Annotated in this window: 19 protein-coding genes and 1 pseudogene; 7 read left to right on the plus strand and 13 right to left on the minus strand. The window is 40.2% G+C overall.

What is annotated here, in order from left to right; translation table 11 throughout:
- Window positions 1-211: 211 nt before the first annotated feature.
- Window positions 212-910 (minus strand): annotated as a pseudogene (locus V5M37_RS15045) (flavin-containing monooxygenase); the annotation flags it as partial.
- A 358-nt stretch (window positions 911-1,268) separates the two neighbouring features.
- Between V5M37_RS15045 and V5M37_RS15050 the strand changes: the two are divergent.
- Window positions 1,269-2,048, plus strand: a complete 780-nt coding sequence (locus V5M37_RS15050; protein ID WP_423797996.1) for an alpha/beta fold hydrolase — start codon at window positions 1,269-1,271, stop codon at window positions 2,046-2,048.
- Window positions 2,049-2,203: 155 nt separating this feature from the next.
- Here V5M37_RS15050 and V5M37_RS15055 read toward each other — a convergent pair whose 3' ends face one another.
- Window positions 2,204-3,907 (minus strand): NAD-dependent malic enzyme, encoded by a 1,704-nt coding sequence (locus V5M37_RS15055; protein ID WP_423797997.1) that lies wholly within the window; start codon window positions 3,905-3,907, stop codon window positions 2,204-2,206.
- A 277-nt stretch (window positions 3,908-4,184) separates the two neighbouring features.
- On the opposite strand from V5M37_RS15055, the gene V5M37_RS15060 reads away from it, so the two are divergent.
- Window positions 4,185-4,490 (plus strand): DUF4257 domain-containing protein, encoded by a 306-nt coding sequence (locus tag V5M37_RS15060; RefSeq protein ID WP_423797998.1) that lies wholly within the window; start codon window positions 4,185-4,187, stop codon window positions 4,488-4,490.
- A 152-nt stretch (window positions 4,491-4,642) separates the two neighbouring features.
- Here the strand turns inward: V5M37_RS15060 and V5M37_RS15065 are convergent, their stop codons facing one another.
- A complete protein-coding gene (locus V5M37_RS15065) occupies window positions 4,643-5,053 on the minus strand; it encodes a hypothetical protein (protein ID WP_423797999.1) in 411 nt (136 codons plus the stop codon).
- 193 nt (window positions 5,054-5,246) lie between these two features.
- On the opposite strand from V5M37_RS15065, the gene V5M37_RS15070 reads away from it, so the two are divergent.
- Together V5M37_RS15070 and V5M37_RS15075 are read left to right on the plus strand one after the other, a co-directional pair.
- The gene (locus V5M37_RS15070; RefSeq protein WP_423798000.1) at window positions 5,247-6,050 is read left to right on the plus strand and encodes an alpha/beta hydrolase; all 804 of its coding nucleotides are present in this window, start codon (window positions 5,247-5,249) and stop codon (window positions 6,048-6,050) included.
- A 126-nt stretch (window positions 6,051-6,176) separates the two neighbouring features.
- Complete coding sequence (locus V5M37_RS15075; protein WP_423798001.1) at window positions 6,177-6,980, plus strand: metallophosphoesterase; 804 nt, start codon at window positions 6,177-6,179, stop codon at window positions 6,978-6,980.
- A 41-nt stretch (window positions 6,981-7,021) separates the two neighbouring features.
- On the opposite strand, the gene V5M37_RS15080 is transcribed toward V5M37_RS15075, so the two are convergent.
- Window positions 7,022-7,747, minus strand: coding sequence for a hypothetical protein (locus tag V5M37_RS15080; RefSeq protein ID WP_423798002.1), 726 nt, complete (start codon window positions 7,745-7,747; stop codon window positions 7,022-7,024).
- 128 nt (window positions 7,748-7,875) lie between these two features.
- Here V5M37_RS15080 and V5M37_RS15085 point away from each other — a divergent pair, with 128 nt between their 5' ends.
- Complete coding sequence (locus V5M37_RS15085; RefSeq protein ID WP_423798003.1) at window positions 7,876-8,640, plus strand: DUF3891 family protein; 765 nt, start codon at window positions 7,876-7,878, stop codon at window positions 8,638-8,640.
- Window positions 8,641-8,672: 32 nt separating this feature from the next.
- Here the strand turns inward: V5M37_RS15085 and V5M37_RS15090 are convergent, their stop codons facing one another.
- On the minus strand, window positions 8,673-10,232 hold the full coding sequence (locus tag V5M37_RS15090) for an ATP-binding protein (RefSeq protein ID WP_423798004.1): 1,560 nt from the start codon (window positions 10,230-10,232) through the stop codon (window positions 8,673-8,675).
- Between the two features lie 259 nt (window positions 10,233-10,491).
- Here V5M37_RS15090 and V5M37_RS15095 point away from each other — a divergent pair, with 259 nt between their 5' ends.
- Complete coding sequence (locus tag V5M37_RS15095) at window positions 10,492-10,671, plus strand: small, acid-soluble spore protein, H family (RefSeq protein ID WP_213146075.1); 180 nt, start codon at window positions 10,492-10,494, stop codon at window positions 10,669-10,671.
- Between the two features lie 89 nt (window positions 10,672-10,760).
- Here V5M37_RS15095 and V5M37_RS15100 read toward each other — a convergent pair whose 3' ends face one another.
- Together V5M37_RS15100 and V5M37_RS15105 are read right to left on the minus strand one after the other, a co-directional pair.
- Window positions 10,761-11,327: a hypothetical protein gene (locus tag V5M37_RS15100; RefSeq protein WP_423798005.1), complete on the minus strand. Its 567-nt coding sequence runs from the start codon at window positions 11,325-11,327 to the stop codon at window positions 10,761-10,763.
- 146 nt (window positions 11,328-11,473) lie between these two features.
- On the minus strand, window positions 11,474-12,400 hold the full coding sequence (locus V5M37_RS15105) for an alpha/beta hydrolase family protein (protein WP_423798006.1): 927 nt from the start codon (window positions 12,398-12,400) through the stop codon (window positions 11,474-11,476).
- 333 nt (window positions 12,401-12,733) lie between these two features.
- On the opposite strand from V5M37_RS15105, the gene V5M37_RS15110 reads away from it, so the two are divergent.
- Complete coding sequence (locus V5M37_RS15110) at window positions 12,734-13,198, plus strand: GNAT family N-acetyltransferase (protein WP_423798007.1); 465 nt, start codon at window positions 12,734-12,736, stop codon at window positions 13,196-13,198.
- Window positions 13,199-13,448: 250 nt separating this feature from the next.
- Here V5M37_RS15110 and dat read toward each other — a convergent pair whose 3' ends face one another.
- The 6 genes from dat to V5M37_RS15140 all read right to left on the minus strand — a co-directional run bounded on the left by dat (window position 13,449) and on the right by V5M37_RS15140 (window position 18,737).
- The gene (gene dat / locus V5M37_RS15115) at window positions 13,449-15,446 is read right to left on the minus strand and encodes a D-amino-acid transaminase (RefSeq protein WP_423798008.1); all 1,998 of its coding nucleotides are present in this window, start codon (window positions 15,444-15,446) and stop codon (window positions 13,449-13,451) included.
- A gap of 71 nt (window positions 15,447-15,517) precedes the next feature.
- Window positions 15,518-15,853, minus strand: coding sequence for a DUF1904 family protein (locus tag V5M37_RS15120; protein WP_423798009.1), 336 nt, complete (start codon window positions 15,851-15,853; stop codon window positions 15,518-15,520).
- Window positions 15,854-15,885: 32 nt separating this feature from the next.
- Entirely contained in the window at window positions 15,886-16,971 is a 1,086-nt protein-coding gene (locus tag V5M37_RS15125; RefSeq protein ID WP_423798010.1) for an NAD(P)/FAD-dependent oxidoreductase, read from the minus strand.
- Entirely contained in the window at window positions 16,972-17,310 is a 339-nt protein-coding gene (locus V5M37_RS15130; RefSeq protein ID WP_423798011.1) for a (2Fe-2S)-binding protein, read from the minus strand.
- Between the two features lie 25 nt (window positions 17,311-17,335).
- On the minus strand, window positions 17,336-18,424 hold the full coding sequence (locus V5M37_RS15135; RefSeq protein WP_423798012.1) for an NAD(P)/FAD-dependent oxidoreductase: 1,089 nt from the start codon (window positions 18,422-18,424) through the stop codon (window positions 17,336-17,338).
- Window positions 18,414-18,737 carry a (2Fe-2S)-binding protein gene (locus V5M37_RS15140; protein ID WP_423798013.1) on the minus strand — a complete coding sequence of 108 codons (324 nt, stop codon included), beginning with the start codon at window positions 18,735-18,737 and terminating at the stop codon, window positions 18,414-18,416. Before V5M37_RS15140 ends, V5M37_RS15135 begins: the two co-directional genes overlap by 11 nt.
- Window positions 18,738-18,740 lie beyond the last annotated feature (3 nt).

Below are 18,740 nucleotides of genomic sequence, written 5' to 3' on the forward strand. Positions count from 1 at the left end.
CTATATCATTGTAATTGTATGTAAGTGTAAATAGGCCGCCCTCCTGCCAGGCTTTTTCATATAATCGTTCCCGTTCTTCAGGGCTATCTTCGAGAGCAGACCGCATCCGAGGTCCATATGGTACACCGTGCTGCGAGTATCGCATTTGCTGTTTAGTCTCATCATAATTTTCCCAAGTCTTGCGGATTTCTTCTGCCTCAAGTGGATGATTTTGCGCTGGACAGCTATACTGCGGTGTCCGTTGAAAAACAGTTAAGTGGCCTGCTTCTTTAGCGATAGCAGGGATTGCTTGAATGCCACTTGAACCAGTTCCAATCACCCCGACACGCTTACCGCTAAAGTCCACCTTTTTGTGCGGCCATCTTCCCGTGTGGTACATCTCGCCTTTGAAGCTGTCCAAGCCTTTAATTTTCGGGATGTTAGAAGAAGAAAGACAGCCTAATGCGGTGATAAAGTATTCAGCTGCGACTAAAGTGCCATCATCCATGCGGATCTCCCAGTTTCGGGTTTGTTCATTGTAGCGGGCGGCTGTAATCCTTGTGTTGAACTGAATGTCGCGCCTTAGGTCCAGTTTATCTGCCACAAAATTTATGTAGCTTAAGATTTCCGGCTGCTCGGCATATCTGGCTGACCACGTCCACTCGTCCAAAATCTCTTTTGAAAAAGTATAATTGTAGTAAATACTTTCGATGTCACATCGTGCACCCGGGTAGCGATTCCAATACCAGGTGCCCCCAACATCATCCGCTGCCTCATAAACGCGAACCGAATACCCGGCCTCCCGCATCCGATGAAGCATATACAACCCAGAAAACCCAGCCCCAACCACCACAGCGTCAAACACCTGACCACTACCTTGATTCAAAGCCATCAACAAATGCCTCCTTTGATACATGGGGACGGTTCTCATGCCTCATTTTCCTTACCCTTGACGGCATCAAACAAAATGATGGAAGAGAAACCGTCCCCGTGTTCTAATTGTAAGCGTTCCCAAATAATATTCTTTCTCGATGTTTAAAACTCCTTTTGGTTTCTTCTATTTTTTGTAAATTATTTATATGGGATAAGGCGGGGAAAATATCGGCTCGGTTCGTTCCATTTGCCCTTATCTATGGAACGAACCTACAAAAGTGATGCATTAGAACCGTCCCCATGCACCATATTTTTGAATTTTGTCCTAATGGCAGTAAAAACATCGCAATACCCGTGATTCTTTGTTCTATAATAAAAGAATAATACTTTACTAACTTAAAACGGGAGGGATTATCTTGCTTTGCGCGTCGGTAAACGGAGTCAATCTCTATTATGATCGATTAGGCAGCGGCGATCCGCTAGTACTCATTCATGGGTTGGGGGAACGAAAAGAAGGCTGGAAATTTCAACATGAGCTGGCAGACCATTTCGATTTAATTATCCCTGATTTACGGGGCTTTGGAAAAACCAGGTGTTCAGAAAGGCAAGAAATAACCATCAACGCGTTTGCAAGAGACATTGTTGAGTTATTGGATCAATTAGGCTTGAACGAAGCGCATATCCTCGGCTTTTCAATGGGAGGTATGGTTGCACAGGAAATTTATAAGATACGTCCGGAAAAAATAAAGTCTCTCATCCTTGCAAACACTCTGTTTTACGTGCCGAAGTGGTTAAAAAAACTATTGCTGCGGACAAACAAAAAATTTACAAGTGACTTAACGATTGAAAAATTCCACACAGGAGCGACTTCGAGATGTTTGCATGATAAAAATGAAGAGAACGTTCAAAAAGTCATGCCTATCTGGTCCGAACATCTTGACGGATTGCTTCCAGGAGTAAGCGAATGTTTGGAGATTGATTATCGGCAAACATTGAAAAAAATGAATGTACCCACTTTGGTCATTTCCTGTCAGAATGACAGAATTTGTCCCCCCTTCAATCAAAAAAGAATGCATAAATTAATACCAAACTCAAAGTTATATACAATCAAAAAAGCAGGCCATGTGGGGAAAATTGAAAGGACAGATGAATTTAATCGTGTGGTATTACACTTTTTAACATCTGGCTCTGCCTGAAGGAATAAATGGATGGGGCCAAACTGCTAGAAATAAATCCAAATTTGAAAGACCGAACATGCATTCACATGTCCGGTCTGATTTCATCTTAGGGGTTAACTTAAAATCCTCGCACTAAGAATGATGCGCGAGAACCGTCCCCATGCATCACTTTTTTAAATACTTGTCCAAATTCCTATACTTTTTATTTCTTTATATTCAGGTTCCCACATGGCTTCGGCAACTGCTTTCTCCACATTCGGAATGTCCGCCCTCGCTATTCCTTCGTTTATGGCCGCTTTGGCTACTTCAACTGCTACGTATACTGATACCGCATGCAATTTTTCAATAGGTGGCAGGAGAGATGCACCTGATGTGCTAGTGTCTGTCATTTGGGCAACTGCATTTGCTGCAGCTGTGAACATACCTTTTGAAATGATTTCAGCTTTTGACACAATGGCTCCAAGGCCAAGCCCTGGGAATACAAATGCATTATTTGCCTGCCCAATTTCGTAGGAAACTCCATTGTATTCTACATGATCAAATGGGCTTCCAGTTGCAATTAACGCCTTTCCTGCCGTCCATTTGATTAGGTTTTCTGGGACTGCTTCGGCCAGTGAAGTCGGGTTAGACATTGGGATGATAATCGGCCGTTCAACATGTTTGGCCATTTCTTTTACAATTTCTTCAGTAAAGGCGCCGGCTTGTCCAGAAGTACCGATTAGAATGGTTGGTTTTACCTTCTGGACTACTTCGATTAATGAAATGATGCCATCCTCACTCCGATCCCAGTCCCTCACTTCGTCCGCTTTCCGCAAATAAGGTTTCTGGAATTTCAAGACGTCCCCAGATTCATCAGTCAACAACCCCCGGTAATCAATTGCCCAGAAACGGTCATAGGCCTCTTCCCTTGTTAAACCTTCAAGAATCATTGCATCTGCCAGTTGGTCAGCGTTTCCAATGCCGGCCGACCCTGGCCCGAAGATGACAATTCGCTGATCCTTCAGGGATGTGCCGGTAACTTTCAAGGCAGACATAATCGCAGCAAGGGTAACGGCACCTGTTCCCTGGATGTCATCGTTGAAGGTAAGAATTTTGTCACCATATTTGGCCATGATATTGCGTGCGTTCACATTTCCAAGATCCTCCCAGTGAAGAAGCACTTCAGGAAAAAACTTTCTGGCTGTGTGGATGAATAAATCAATGAACTGCTCGTACCGTTTACCTCTAACACGCGCAAATTTGTTACCGATATAGATTGGGTCAGAAATCAACGTCTGGTTGTTCGTACCTACATCTAGAACAACTGGCAGAACGCGGCTTGGATCAATACCGGCAGCTGCTGTATAGACCGCAAGTTTACCAATAGCTATATTAATGCCGCCTACCCCTTGATCCCCTATTCCGAGAATGCTTTCCGAATCCGTAACAACGATTAAATCAATCCCATTTTTAGGCAGATCGAGATTATGAAAGGCTGTTTCAATGCCGTCTGGGTCATCAATGGAAAGATACAAACCACCAGGTCGACGGTAGGTATGGGAGTATGTCTCAATCGCTTCACCTACAGTCGGAGTGTAGATAATCGGAAGCATCTCTGCTAAATGCTCCTTCAAAAGACGGTAAAACAAAACCACATTGCGATTATATAAATCATAAAGCACGCCGTTTTTGAACAGATTGGTGGTCCGCATCGAATATTGCTCATAGACCTTTTTTACCTGTTCCTCAAGCGTGAGTACCCGAGGTGGCAGCAAACCGTCGAGTCCAAGATCCTCCCTCTCCTCCTTCGTAAAAGCCGTTCCTTTATTCAAAAAAGGATTGGAAAGAACTTCTTTACCTCTAAGCGATGTAATAATCACATGTTCAGGAACATTCATGGATTTCCCCTCTTTCTAAAGTCTCATCTTTCCATAGGTTGATGCATGGGGACGGTTCTCATGCATCATTTACGAGATGTAAGATGCATAAGGACGGTTTTCTTGCCTCATTTTCAGTAAAAAATGAGGCAAGAGAACCGTCCCTATGTTCCATATCATTTCACCAAAAATTTGGAATTTTTCCCAATTTTATTGTGTTTCCAAGTTTAGTATAATGGTAATACACCAAGATTTACCTTAGGTCAAAAAAAATAGGCTTAAGGAGAGTGAGAAACAAGTGTTGGATGACATTATTTTCTCTTTAGTAATTGGTGGGACAGTCGGAATTCTTGGACATGTTCGGAAGCATGGCAAAATTGTCATGCCGCGCCGAACAAAAAAATTTCTTTATCTCGGGTTTCTTGAGGAAATGCTTCTAGGTGCCATTGCTGCGCTTCTTCTCGTTTTTTATACCGTTCCTAATTCCTTTATAGAAAATATCTTCTTCTCGCTAATTGCCGGAATTTCAGGTGATGCAGCTCTTACAAGTTATAAAATTATCAGACAGCACAATGAAGAGAAAGCAAAATCCAACAATCAATAACAGCAATAGAATAGCTTTCAACGGCACAGCATCAGTCTTAACTACTGGTGCTGTTTTTTGCAATTCAATCAACTTCTAATATCCTACCTTTTTGTAAACCATCTCCAACAACAGTAAAAAGGTGCCAATAGAACCGTCCCCATGCCTTGTTTCTATGGAACAATAATTGTAGGCTTAATGGACTCCTCTTCAAGCACATTAATTCCTCCGATAACTTCATAGGCGGAGCCAATTGAAACAAGCATATCCCCTGTTATGGCAAGCTTTTGCTCCTGCAGAAGTTTAATGAGGTCTGTTTCGTTTATTTGACCTGAGACAGATATCGCCTCCAGAAGTTGTCCAATAGTCCTAATCCATACACCCGTTAATATTTGTTGCTCTCCCACTTTATTTGAATCTTCCTCCAAATGGTAAAGCCCAGTTAAACCTTTTAATTCGATGAGCTGACCAATTACTTGAATCCAAAGGCCTAGGGCAACCTCTTTTTCCAATTTTTTTATCTCTTTACTTTTTTCATCGTTCCTGCTCTTGCTGTTTTTGTTCATTTGTTTTGGATCATTCATGATTACCGACCCCCGGTTCTCAAATTACATTATTTTATGTAAAACGGAAATAGGAGTGTCTTTAGAACCTTCGCTAATCCGCCACTCTTTTTCACATTAAACAGGAACAATTCCACCGCGGATTCATTTTTGTAATGAATTGACCAAGGATGATAAAAACTAAAACATAAATATCTGTTAAAGGAGTTTGGACATGCAATTAAAAGCACCCGAACCGTTTACTTTTGAAAGCGGCGACCGCGCTGTTTTGCTTCTTCATGGTTTTACCGGCAACACAGCAGATGTACGTATGTTAGGCCGCTTTTTAGAAGAGAAAGGCTACTCCTCCCATGCGCCCCTATATAAAGGACATGGCAGCGCCCCGCCTGAAGAGCTTATGAACTCCACGCCGGAAGATTGGTGGAAAAGTGTATTGGAGGGCTATCAGCTGTTAAAAAATAAAGGCTACGAAAAAATCGCAGCAGCGGGTATATCACTTGGGGGAGTTTTTTCCTTAAAGCTGGCAACTGAGTACCCACTGGTAGGAGTTGTCCCAATGTGTGCACCGATGGGGTTTAAAAATAAAGAAACGCTGCCAAATATGGTACGTGCCTATGCCAAACAGTACAAGGAGTTAGAAGGAAAAACGGAAGAAGAAATCACAAAAGATTTAAGTGCATTTCAGGATAACAGTATGCCGGCGGTCGAAGGGTTAGTGAGGCTAGTGTCGGATGTTTCCTCTCAGCTGCATAAAATAACAGTACCTACCTGCATTGTTCAAAGCAGGCATGATGAGGTAATTGATTTGGAAAGCCCGCAAATCATATACAACGGGATTCAATCTGCAAAAAAAGAAATCAAGTGGTATGAGAATTCTGGCCATATTATTACACTCGATGATGAACGGAATCGCGTCGAGGAAGATGTTTTTCAATTTTTGGACCAATTAAATTGGGAAAATGTTGAACAAACAATACCCCCTCTCCAGGAAACGAAAGCACCGCAGATATGGTGGTGATTTTTAAAAAGTGCCGAGCACTACTCTAAAATGGGTGGTGCCCGGCACTTTTTTGCTTTAATAAAGGAAATTGGATTGGATTTAAAGAAATTGTATGGAGGACTATTTTTACAGGGAGGACTGTGGATGAAAATCGCGATTTTATCAGATATTCATGAAGGCTTGAATCGAAAACGGACTCAGAGCGAAATAATGGCTGTTCTGAATAAATGGATGGAAACCAATCACCCCGATGTGTTTATGATCAGCGGTGATATGACAGCGGGTCCGGATAAAAGCCTTGCTCTTTTGAATAAGCTGCAAAATGATTTTCCGAAGACTAAATTCTTATTTGTGCACGGCAACCATGATGTCTATGATGAAGATTCTAAGGTCGCTAATGAAAAATTGCTTCAATTCTCCGGGAATCTTGGAAATGGCCCGGTTGAATTAAATGAGGACTGGGTCGTAATTGGTGATGGCGGTTGGTATGATTATAGTTTTCAAATCGAAGGGTACACGGAAGAACAATTTAGGATCGGCACGTTCAACGACTTTACCTGGCCGGATAAGCAATATGCCCATTGGCCGGGTTCGGATGGCGAAGAAACGGACCGTTACGTTGAAAAGCTCGAGAACTGGTTAAAGGAGTATCACGGTAAAAATATCATCATGGTTACACATGTCGTTCCCTTTAAAAAATATTTACAAGTAAAGGGCGATCCATCTTGGGACTTTTTCAATGCCATGATGGGCAGCGAACGTTTTGGAGAATTGGCATTGAAGTATGGCGTAAAAAAGTATATTTTCGGTCATATCCATACCAGATACCATGAGCACTATAACGGAATTGAAATCATCTGCAACCCATTAGGATACTTTCCACATGAATGGCATCACCAAACAGTGGAAGAAGAGATTTTTTCTACGATTAAAGTTATTGAGATTTGAATTACCCCAGTTGACTAGAAAAAGCCGTTTTTTCTTAATAGCTAGAAAAAACGGCTTATTTTATTGATCGATTCGGACGCATCCACTGGCCTTTTAAATTTGTAATCTGTCCTAAAGAAACTATAAATAGGCCCTGAAGATTTTGAATGCACAACGGTTATTGCGGACGCGGGCTTTCCAATATTTAAGGAGATCGTGACATGATCATCGTTTGGGTAATTAGGATCATATATATTAATGGACAGATCGTTCTTATTCAAGTGATATCCGTATGCAAGAACTTGATGATTTTTTCCAAACTGAAAAGGATTGAGGGATTTTACTCTTACTAAACCAAGCGGCGATAGCTTTCCATGATCAAGATCATTTTTAATTCGCGGCCATTCCTTTATTATCATTCTCCAGGACCTTCCGTGCGGTGCAGCCCCTATTTTACTAGCCATTGTTTCATCGTCCGGTAGTACAGGATTCATCAAATACAAATATTTAATAAAACCTAAGGGCAAATTTAAACTATTAATCTGCCGGTTAACGATAAAGTCAAATAACGGACCAGCGGAAGGGGCTGCCTGATTTGACGGGAGTGGGATGTTTGCTTCAAAGTAGTCCATGACGGCAAAAACCATTCCGCCACAAAGGCCGTAAGATGCATTACCAATTGAAATCTGCCTATCCAAAATATCAAATTTTTTTATCGGAACATTTGGAAAGCTGTTTCCGAATTTAAATCCAGCTGAGCTTGGTCGAAACTCTGATAAGTTTGGCATGATGACTTCCCCCTATTGCATGGAAATATATAAAAACATATAGCCGAATCGTTAACAAAATTATGCATTTCTCCTAATCCCATAAATATTTATTAAGAAAGAGCATTTCTAGAAAGGAGTGAGGGAAAATGATTATTTATGAGCAGGAAGATAGCTTTATTATGATAAAACAGGATGACCATGCCAGGATATCAGGCATATTTGCACAGTCTTGGAAAAATGATTATTTTTACGGAATGGATTTGAAAGATGATGTGGTTCTAGCGATTAGTGAACACGATCGTGGCTGGATTGAAGCTGATGAATGGCCTTTATGGAATAACGAAAAAGACAAACCATACTCATTTATTGATCACCCAATGAAGCTTAAGACTGTTATTTATAAAAAAGGAATTGACGAAGTAGAATGTATGAGCAAGTATGCCAGCCTTCTTTGCAGTTTGCATTTTATTTCATTTCTGCAGAAAGAGGTAGATCCTCTTGCTAAGGAATTTGTTGCCGATGAAAGAAAGAGGCTCCAGTACCTGTTTAAAGATTTGGGAGTCAAGGGAAATATTGACATGGAAAACCTGTTCATGTATCACCTCAAGATTCTTAAGTTTTGTGATAACCTCTCCCTCTATATCTGCCTGAACAAACCTGGGGTAGAAAAAGCAGATGAGCACCCCTTTTTCCGAAATGGATTTCCAGAAGCGTTTCCATTTGCAAATGACCAGCCCATCCACGCACACTGGACTGATCTGGAAACAGTTGAACTTTCACATTCTCCCCTCTCCAAGCAATTACAGGTTTATTTACCTTTTAAAGAAGTTAAAAAAGAAGAAATAATCTTAAACGGTTTACTGAAAGCTTATGCAGAAACACCGGAAACCATTAGAAAAGTCACATTCTGATGCATGGGGACGGTTCTCATGCCTCATTTGCTCTAAAATGAGGCAAAAGAACCGTCCCCATGTTTCATTTTGTTTTTTTGAGGACTTTCAAATGAAATAGTAAAAGTGGTGCCTTGATTCAAGTTGCTATTCACATGAATGGATCCCTTATGGTTTTGGATGATCTTATAGCTCACCATCAGCCCTAAGCCATTCCCATCTTGCTTTGTCGTAAAGAAAGGCTCTCCGAGTTTTTTAATCTGTTCTGTCTCCATTCCTATACCTTCATCCTTTATGGTGATCACTATATTTTGCGATGTCCTTTCAAGCAAAATATATATCTTACCTCCAGAAGGCATAGCTTCGATAGAATTCTTTAGTAAATTTAAAAACACTTGTTTTAATTGATTTCTTTCGCCAGAAATGATGACATCCTCTATGGGAAGTTCGTATTCAATCTCCACATTTTTAAGGTTTGCCTCCGGCTCAAGAAATTTAATCACACTGGTTAAAATACTATTAATATTACATTCATTATATTGAACCTGGTGCGGCCTAGCAAAAATCATCAATTCACTAACAATGAAATTAATACGGTCAATTTCATCAAGAATTGTGTCTGCATAGTATGGTTTCATCCCACTTTGATTCATCAGTTGTACAAATCCCCTTATGGTTGTTAACGGGTTTCGAATTTCGTGGGCTATGCCAGCGGCCAATTCTCCAATCGCCGAAAGTTTCTCGGTATTGCGTAACGTTTCTTCTGAATTCCTTTTTTCAGTAATATCATATTGAATGGAGATATGTTTATAACGCTCTCCATTTGAATCAACAAATGGAATGATCGTAGTATCTAGCCAATATTTTGTCCCATCCTTCGCTTGATTAAGAATTTCGCCCTTCCATACCTTGCCGCTTTGAATGGTCTCCCATATTTCATTGAAGAAATCTGGTGGATGAAAGTTAGAAGAGAATATATCGTGTGTTTTCCCTATTAGTTCTTCTTTAGTATATTGATATAAATTACAAAATTTATTATTTGCGTATAAGATTTTATCTTCTTGGTCGGATATAGCAAATATGGTCGCTTCGTTTAAGGCTCGCTCTAAATCTGCATGCTCTCGAAGTGTCATTTTTAAATCCTCTTTCGACTCATCCAAGGCTATTTTAATGACTGACATCTCCTCAGAGTAAATATTCAAAAGGGTTTTGGAAATTAGCTGGTATAAATATTCAGTTATTTTCATCACTTCAAAGTAGTTTTTTACCGGAATCCTCTCTTGAAGTAATTCTTGTTCTAGCAAATCGATAATTGAACAACGAGTTAAGTACAAGAAATGGATCGATTGATCCAAAGAAGCTTTAGATTTTATTAATTGAAGACCAAAGACTTCCACAAATTTGACTAAATTTATTTTATGTTCTTCAGTCTGGCTAATTAAAAACTCCCCTATATGAATAAATAGGTTATCCGCTGATTGCCTAAGAAAATCCAATTCCTCAAATATGGGGTTGAAGAATTTATCTTGTCCAATTGGTGACTCGATTCTTTGAAAAATATCCCCACTCAATTCTTTTATCTTTGAACCAATATACTCGTAATGTTTGCTCATCTAATCCCTCATAAAAAAGTAATATTACTACCTAATATTAGACAAGATTTTACTAAATTCCTCTTTTTCGAAAAAAATTCGACGAGTGATGCAAAGGGACGGTTCTCATGCTTCATTTTCGCTAGAAAATGAGGCAAAAGAACCGTCCCCATGTGTCATCCCCCACTTTGGGGTGATGGCATTGCTTTTTTAATTTGTGCTTGGTTTATTTTCTTATAATGTTATGACTTTTTGGAAAAATAACATGGAGGTGATGGAAATGGATCTAAATAGAGTCAAGGAAATATTGGCAGCAGAAAATGAAATAGCGGTTCAGTACCACGGTATTCCAGTTTGGATTGAAAGCATTGAAGACACTTCGAGTATGGCGTTAGTCACTCAAAGAGGGACACATGATGAAAAGCGGCTTGTTTCAATTGATGGTTTGGCGGAAAAATAAAAGGACTGTTAAGTGAAAGGCTGAATCGTAATGGCGATACAGCCTTTTTCGATGGGTTCAAATTGGCGCTCAAATTAAACTAATATTATTTAATCTTCCCAGTAAAATAAAGCATCGAAAATTTTATACGGTTGGTCGCCCAAGAGCGTAGGGATATCCGATTCAAATGGCAGTGGTTGGCTAACATAATTACTGTCTAGAACCTTGAAATGATACCTGCGTAATACTTCCCTAATTCCTGCTGCCATCTCTTCCCAGTCGCCTGATGGTAATACATCAACATTTTGACTTGGCAGGAAATCACTGCTTCCTCCCTTGTCGTGTTTGGTAACTCTCCCCTTCCCAATCACAGCAACTGGAGTAAAGCGGCAAATGTAAATTCTAATTCCATCAATCCCCAATACACCATCTCGTTCTTCGGAAGAGCTTCCATCCTTTTTATAGCAAAAAACCTCTACATAGGAAGCATATCCGCTTCCATAGCTGTCAAATTCAGTTTCATAAGCAAGATTTTTTATAGCTGACAACGATCCAACAACTTTTGAGATATATTCGTCCGCAGCAGCATCATCGTATTCTTTGAGGTTAAAAGGATAGAAATCACCTACTGGTTTTGTTTCAATGATTCTTTTAAGCTCGTCGTTTGAAAAATACATAATCCCCCTCCGATAAACCCGACTTTCAACCTTCAATATTTTACCATATAAACCAAAAGACCGTACATGCAGCAACATGTCGGTCTGATATTCGGCAGACTCCCTTAAAGGACCTTAAAATGATGCATGAGAACCGTTCCCATGCCTCAAAGTGAATGGATCCAATCGGCGATATCTTTGAAAACTTGGCTTTCTACTTTCTGGGCAACCTTGTACTCTTTTTGGACTTTTAGGATATTCCCATAGATGGCTGGCATAAAAAGGTGATTTAGGTTTGGATATAATTTGAAAGTTACATTAGGCTGTTGACCCAATTGCTTTTTGTAAGCTTCAAAATCATCTTCTACGGTTGATTGAACATCTTTTTCTCCTTGCATAATTAAAATCGGTTTATCTAAATCCTTCAGATAATGAATTGATGGGTGTTCACCCATTTCTTTAAGGTAGTAAGCTTTAACGTGTTTGCCTAAAACGGGGGTTGATTTTGCCTCCTCATCTGTTAGGTTGTAAATGTTATCTAACTTGGATGATAAGGCAGCTACCTGCTTCTTTGCAATGAATCTTATAACCCTGTTCAACGACTTTAATGCGAGGTCATTTTGCGTCATCATGATTTCCTCTAATTTTCGTGGTGAACCAGCCATAATGATAATTCCGGCAAAATTTCCGCCTTCCGCGTCTATTCTTGGAGCTAACATTCCGCCCATACTATGTCCGATAATAAAAATTTTGTTAGGATCAATCCGTGGATCGTTTCGTAACAAGTCTGCGGCAAGGATGGCATCTTCAATGGTTTCTTCTTTAACAGACAATCCAGTATCGTTTTTCATCTCTTTACCGTATACGAAGGTTCTCTTATCATAGCGAATGACAGCGATTCCTCTTTCTGACAAACCTTCAGCAAATTCTTTAAAAATAAAATTATTTCCTACTTTGCCGTCCATATTACTTGGCCCGGAACCGTGAACCAAGATAGCTGCAGGAATGGTACCATTTCTCTCCTCAGGAATGCTCAAGATCCCATTAAGCGGGTACTTTGTTCCTTCACCAACCACTATTTTTTCTTCAACCATTTTATGTCCCTCCACTATTTATCTCAATTATTAACCTGGCGTTTGTTTTATAAGGTAGTATTTTTAGCCTATTGTTTTATACAGGATTATTTTACCATAAAAATAAGAATTTGTTAGATTGTTAGATGAAATAAACAATGACTAGTACGGCATGCGCGATATTCGAACTTGAGTTGTGATTTGCTGTCAAGTTCCTTTATATGTACTTTTTTATATCCATTTCTCAAAGGTGTGCTTATATAAAGAATATATACAATATTTCCCTAATAATTTATAATTTTCCTAAAAGATTTGGGAATTTATTTTTTAAACTAAAAGGAGAATAAAAAACACATGTCTATTTCATTGAGACCAATAACTAACGAAAATTGGGAGGATTCCATTCAATTGCAGGTTACCCCCCATCAGCAGACTTTTATTGCCTCAAACTTATATTCATTGGCAGAGTCTAAATTTGAGCAATCCTTTGTTCCGATGGGAATTTACTTAGATGATAGAATGATAGGATTTCTGATGTACGGCAAGGACCCGGAGGATGGAACCTATTGGATTATTCGCTTTATGATTGACCAGTCCTTCCAAGGAAAGGGCTATGGCCGAGCAGCTTTGTCGCAAGCCATCACCTTTCTGGCAAAGCTCGATGACTGCAGCGACTCCATCATCCTTGGCGTAAAAGAAGAAAATACACACGCCAATCGATTTTACCAAGCATTTGGTTTTCAAGATACTGGGCGTAGGGAACATGGGGAAATATTGTTAGAATATTTGATGCATGGGGACGGTTCTCATTCATCATAGTGAAAAAAATCAATGCCAACTTTGGCCTGATGGCATTGATTTTTTTCTATTTGTTGTTGGTTTTCTATCCTATGTTACTTCTAACTAGTCTTTAAAATTTAGCTATTTATTAAGTATTATTCCAAGACATTCTTTAATGTACCAATTATACTTCGAAATATATCAAGAATTCCCAATTCAGTTTTTACACCTAATTTAAGTTCGCCATTTATATTAAAGTTTAATAATTTCATAAACTAAGCTCCCTATTTCATATTTCTTGGACATTCTTTTTCAACTCAATAGCACGGCTGGTTCGATATGGTGTAAGATCCAGTTCAATCTCTTCATCCTGAATCATTGCAGCTGCCAAAAGTCCAACATATGGCCCAAATGTAAGCCCGGATTTCCCTAAGCCAGTAGCAAGTACCACTCCTTCGAGTGTATCTACGGCTCCTACAATCGGTAATAAATCTGGTCCCATTGGTCGAAATCCGATCCGAACCTCTTCCAATGTTCCATCTTCTAAACCAGGCGCAACCGTCAGAGCTTCTGTAAGTACCTCATTCACCCCACCGGCAGTCAATCGATAATCAAAGTCTGATCCGGTTTCTCTTGTTGCCCCTGCTACTATTCTGCCATCATCAAATGGGACCAAATAATGGCCTGACTCCGGTATAATAATTGGCCAATTAGAAGTATCCTGTTCATGTAATCTTATATGAGCGATTTGTCCGCGCTGTGGATTGACATTTAAATGAATACCAAACGGCTCCAATAATTCTGGAGCCCATGCCCCTGAAGTTATTAGGACTTTATCAGCAAAAATAGTTTCTTTTCCAACAGTAACACCAATTACTTTCCTGTTTTCATAGATTAATTCTGCTTCACCTTCTACAAACTCAGCCCCGTTACGCACAGCAGCCCTAATTAGAGCATCACGTAGCAAGGCACCATCTACTCTTGCCCCTCCAGATACATACACAGCCTCCAAATTTTCGTTTAGTGCTGGAAATACCTCCCGTGCCTGCGCTCCATTTAAACGAAGAATATCTCCGATCTCAGGTGTATGCTCCCGATTATTTTTTAATCTTTTTTCAACCTCATCCATTTTCCCGGGGTCCGTCGAGACACGCATGGCCCCTACTTTTTTGTAGCCGACTTCATCTTCTCCGTCTTTTTGCAAGGCAGAAATTAAATCAGGATAGGAAGCATAAGCTTTCCTGGCAAGGTGATACCAAGTCTCACTTTCAATGTCTCTAATCCAGGGACAGACAATCCCAGCCCCTGCAGTTGTTGCCTTCCCTTCTTGTTTTTTATCAATCATGATGACTTCCAGATTATTTTTGACCATGTGATAGGCGGCGCTTGCACCTACAATTCCAGTTCCGATTACAATAACTTTCATTTGGATCACTCCCTTTGAGCCAACCCCGCTTTTATGCGTAAGTTTTTCTAATTCACTTTGGATTTTCTTCGTAATTCCACCTATTTCAATCGTTTTCTCGTCTACTTGACGAATTGGTATGATGCCTAAAAATGTTACTGTAAGAAATGCTTCATCCGCGTTTAATAAAAATTCCTTATTAAAAGTCGTTTCAACTACTTCCATATCATTTTTTTTGCAAATCTCTAATACTGTTGATCTAGTAATCCCATTCAATATAAAGTCTTTGGCCGGATGTGTGTAAAGTTTATTATCCTTTACGACAAATACATTGGATGAACTGCCTTCCGTAATTGTTTCTCCCCTGTGCAGGATTGCCTCAAAACAATTATTTTTAACGGCAGTTTCTTTTGCTAAAATATTAGGTAACAAATTTAAACTCTTTATATTACATCTAAGCCACCTAACGTCTTCTACAAGCATTGTTTTTACCCCATTAGTATAAAAGTCTTCCGGCAGTCTCGTAGTTTCCGTTACATGCGCAATTAGTTTAGGCAGTACCTCTGGTTTTGGAAAATGATGCGTTCTTGGCGCAACACCTCGGCTAATTTGTAAATAAATAAAGCCAGTAACTAAATGATTCTTTTCCTGAAGTTGCAACAATTTTTCCTTTAATACCCCTATATTATATGGAAGGGTTAGTTGTATTTGGTCAGCGCTGTCCTGCAGTCTTGCTAAATGTCGATCCAGTTTAAAAGGCACTCCATTATAAACTCCAATAACTTCATAAACGCCGTCGCCAAATACATAGGCTCGATCTAAAAAATCTGTCTTAACATGTTCTTTCGGAACAATCTGATCATTTTCAAGAACATAGTTCACCTTAAACCGCTCCTTTGATAATTCAATACCATTCAAAAATTATTATGTTATAACTTTATAATTTTTAAAAGTTAAGAAGAGGCAAAACTCTTGCCATTCAAATAATACGCAGATTCCAAAAATGTACTAAAAGCAACCTCAGCTTCTGGAATCCCGAGTGCTTGAATTTGTTTGGATACAATGCTGGCAAATTGGTTTTGAATTTCCTGCCCGCGTTCAAACCACTTTACTTCGATCAATGGATATCCAGGTACTTCATTGCCATCAAATACATAAGTAGAATGGACAAGTTCCAAGGTGAAATTGTCCGTTCCACAGGCACATAAATCCGCCAATTCTTGTACTAGTGTGGTACTGATTGTTTTTACCTGCTCAACCGAAACACCTCTAATAATTAAATGCGGCATGATAAATCCTCCTTAGCTTTACGTTCAAAATACTATTTTACTAGTGAATCAAACCGGCTGATGGAATAGCGGTCAATCGGGATTGATGTTTCCCCCTCCACTATTAATTCGGTCATCAGCGTTCCAATTAGCGGCGATAGGGTCATTCCACTATGAGTAGCTGCCACATAAAGATGATCAACACCTGGAATTTCCCCCAGAATCGGAAGACCGTCCTCCGGCATCGCTCGAATACCGGAAAAGGCACGAACGACTTTGGCATTTCTTAACCCAGGTATATAATGAACGGCCATGTTAGCCGTTTCTTGAATGAGATCTAATGTAGTTGCCCGGTTGAACCCTTCCTTTTCCATTGAATAACCGATTAATACTTCGCCATTAAACGTCTGTCTTACCCCACTAATCGTATAATTTAAGAAAGGTTTTAATGGTTCTGTAACGAGAATTTGCCCTCTCAGCTGATTTACAGGAATGTCGACTTCAATCAATTTCCCTAATTCTCTCGACCAAGTACCGCCCGCGAGGATCAGATTTTTACAGACAAACGTCCCTTTCTGGGAAACGACAATGAATTTACCAGGGAGCTTTTGGATTTCTGTTACTTTATTAAATGTAGAATATTGGACACCATTTTTCTTCGCTGCCCTCATATACCGATCGACTAGGCGGAATGGATTAACGTTCCCATCGATGGAACTGTAGGTTGCACCTGCAACATTCGGATTAAGTGATGGCTCTTTTTCCAAAGCCTCTTCACGGGTTAAGACCTTGATTTTAATACCGATTTCCTTATAGGCTTTAGCAAGCTGCAAGGCTTTTTTGCGATCAGCTTCATTGAAAAATGGAGAAAGTCCGCCCGTCCGTTTATATTCCACATCGCCAATTTTTTTCGATAAATACGGAAAAAGTTCTGCGCTGAACATATTAAACTCGGCATACCACGAAGGAGTTTTATTATGAACCCATATCCATGCTTGGGTCGAACCTGATGTTCCGGATAACGGGAATTTCTGATCCAGTACTAGAATTCTATCCTTCATACGTTCAGAAAGGTGATACGCGATACTGCTTCCGAGGACTCCTCCGCCGATAATGATCGTTTCATAATTGGTTTCCAACTATTTCACCTTCCCATCCTCTAACTCCACCTCGTCCAGCACAGATTTGACCGAGGAAAATATGGTGCTATTGGTCGTAAGCGTATCAATCTTAATGGGGCTAATGGGCATCCTCATCCGTGGTAAAGGAATCTCAGGAAAAGGAAGACCTGTTTTTTCATAAATAATTTCAGCGACCAGGCTACAGCAGATTTTTGACTGACAGGGCCCCATGCCGCAGCGTGTTAGTCTTTTTATATCATCAAATCTTCTGGCGCCAACCGAGATAACATCCTCGATTTCTTCGTAACTGATTTCTTCGCATCGACATATAATCGTGTTTTTATCCAATCTATTCACCTACTAGTCTCTTATTCATTTCTAATTAAGAGATAAATTGATTTGTAAGGACCGGATGCTCATAGTCTTCTACATGCGCATTTCTAGCTTTCCAAGCCTCCGGACAAAGCTTTGTCTCAAGAATTTCGATTTCTCTCCATAGAGACCTTGTTTCGATATCTGCCTCCTGTTTAGGTATGACTCCCAAAGATTGACAAACATTAATGCCTGCAATCATTCCTGTTAAAAGCAAAACTCCTTGTGAGCTAACACCGGCAGCGTTTCCTGCGATAAAAACATCCTCCCGGTCTGTTTGAAAAAATGGGTTGTATTGCGGGATCCAGCCTCCTAATTCTTTTTGGTATCCAAAAGAACACTCCAACTGGTAAAAAACATCAAGGATAGGAGAACGGCCGCCATCGAGAAGGACAGCATCGACAGGAACGGTCGTAACCTGTTCCCCCTGCCTAATATCAATTTCCTCAACCCTTCCGATTCCCCTTGCTTCTTTAATAGAAGAGTTGACATGAATTGGAATCCCTTTCTTGCGGACCTTTTCCACTTTTTCAATGTCACTTGCAAGGACGGTTGAATTTTTTTCCAAAATCGCTTTAACATGAATTCCAACCTCAGAAAGCTGAAGGGCAACATCCATGGTAAAGTCGCTGGACCCAACAATGACCGCCTGTTTACAGGGTAGGACGAAATCACGATTCAATAAGGTTTGGGCTGCTCCAATTGTCATGATTCCCGGGAGCGTCCATTTTGGAAAGGCGATAGCCTTTTCAGCTGCACCAGTAGCCACGATAATCTTTTTTGCCTTCAGAGGGAACACATTGGCCTCATCCGATATTCCGACACTTCCATCCTTGTAAAAGCCAATCACTCGGTGACCCAACAAGCAGTGAACGGAGGAGTCCTTGACTTGTTTCCTTAAATGTTCGGCCAACTCAAAGCCACGCATGGGCTCAAAAGCAGCAGGCAACGAATGGAGGACCTGGGTTTGTTGGATTAATTGTCCGCCCATTGTAAGTGATTCTTCCACAATCGTTACATCCAGCCCTCTTAATGCTGTTTCCACGGCAGCCGTAAGCCCTGCTGGTCCTGCACCAATAATAAGAACATCAGTCTCCATGGCGTTCACTCCTAACTTGTGGATCACCATCATTAGGATATATCTTCATCCCGTCTTCCACCTTGGTCATACAAGTCCGCACATGATCTTCCCCGTTGACCGTCATATAACAGCTGCAGCATCTTCCTCGCGAGCAAAACATACCTCGTGGTTGAACTAAATTCCGGCTGACGCCTAATTGTTTTATATCATTGGCCAGCAAGGCAGCCGCAACAGACTGTTGTTCATAAGCAGTGTATGGTTCATCATTAAAATAGATGGTTACTTGTTTTTGAAGCTGTTCCCCTAGGATGGGGTGCTGTTTAATGTGCACAAA

The sequence above is a fragment of the Neobacillus sp. SAB-20_R2A genome (assembly GCF_049568635.1).
Classification (GTDB): domain Bacteria; phylum Bacillota; class Bacilli; order Bacillales; family Cytobacillaceae; genus Neobacillus; species Neobacillus citreus.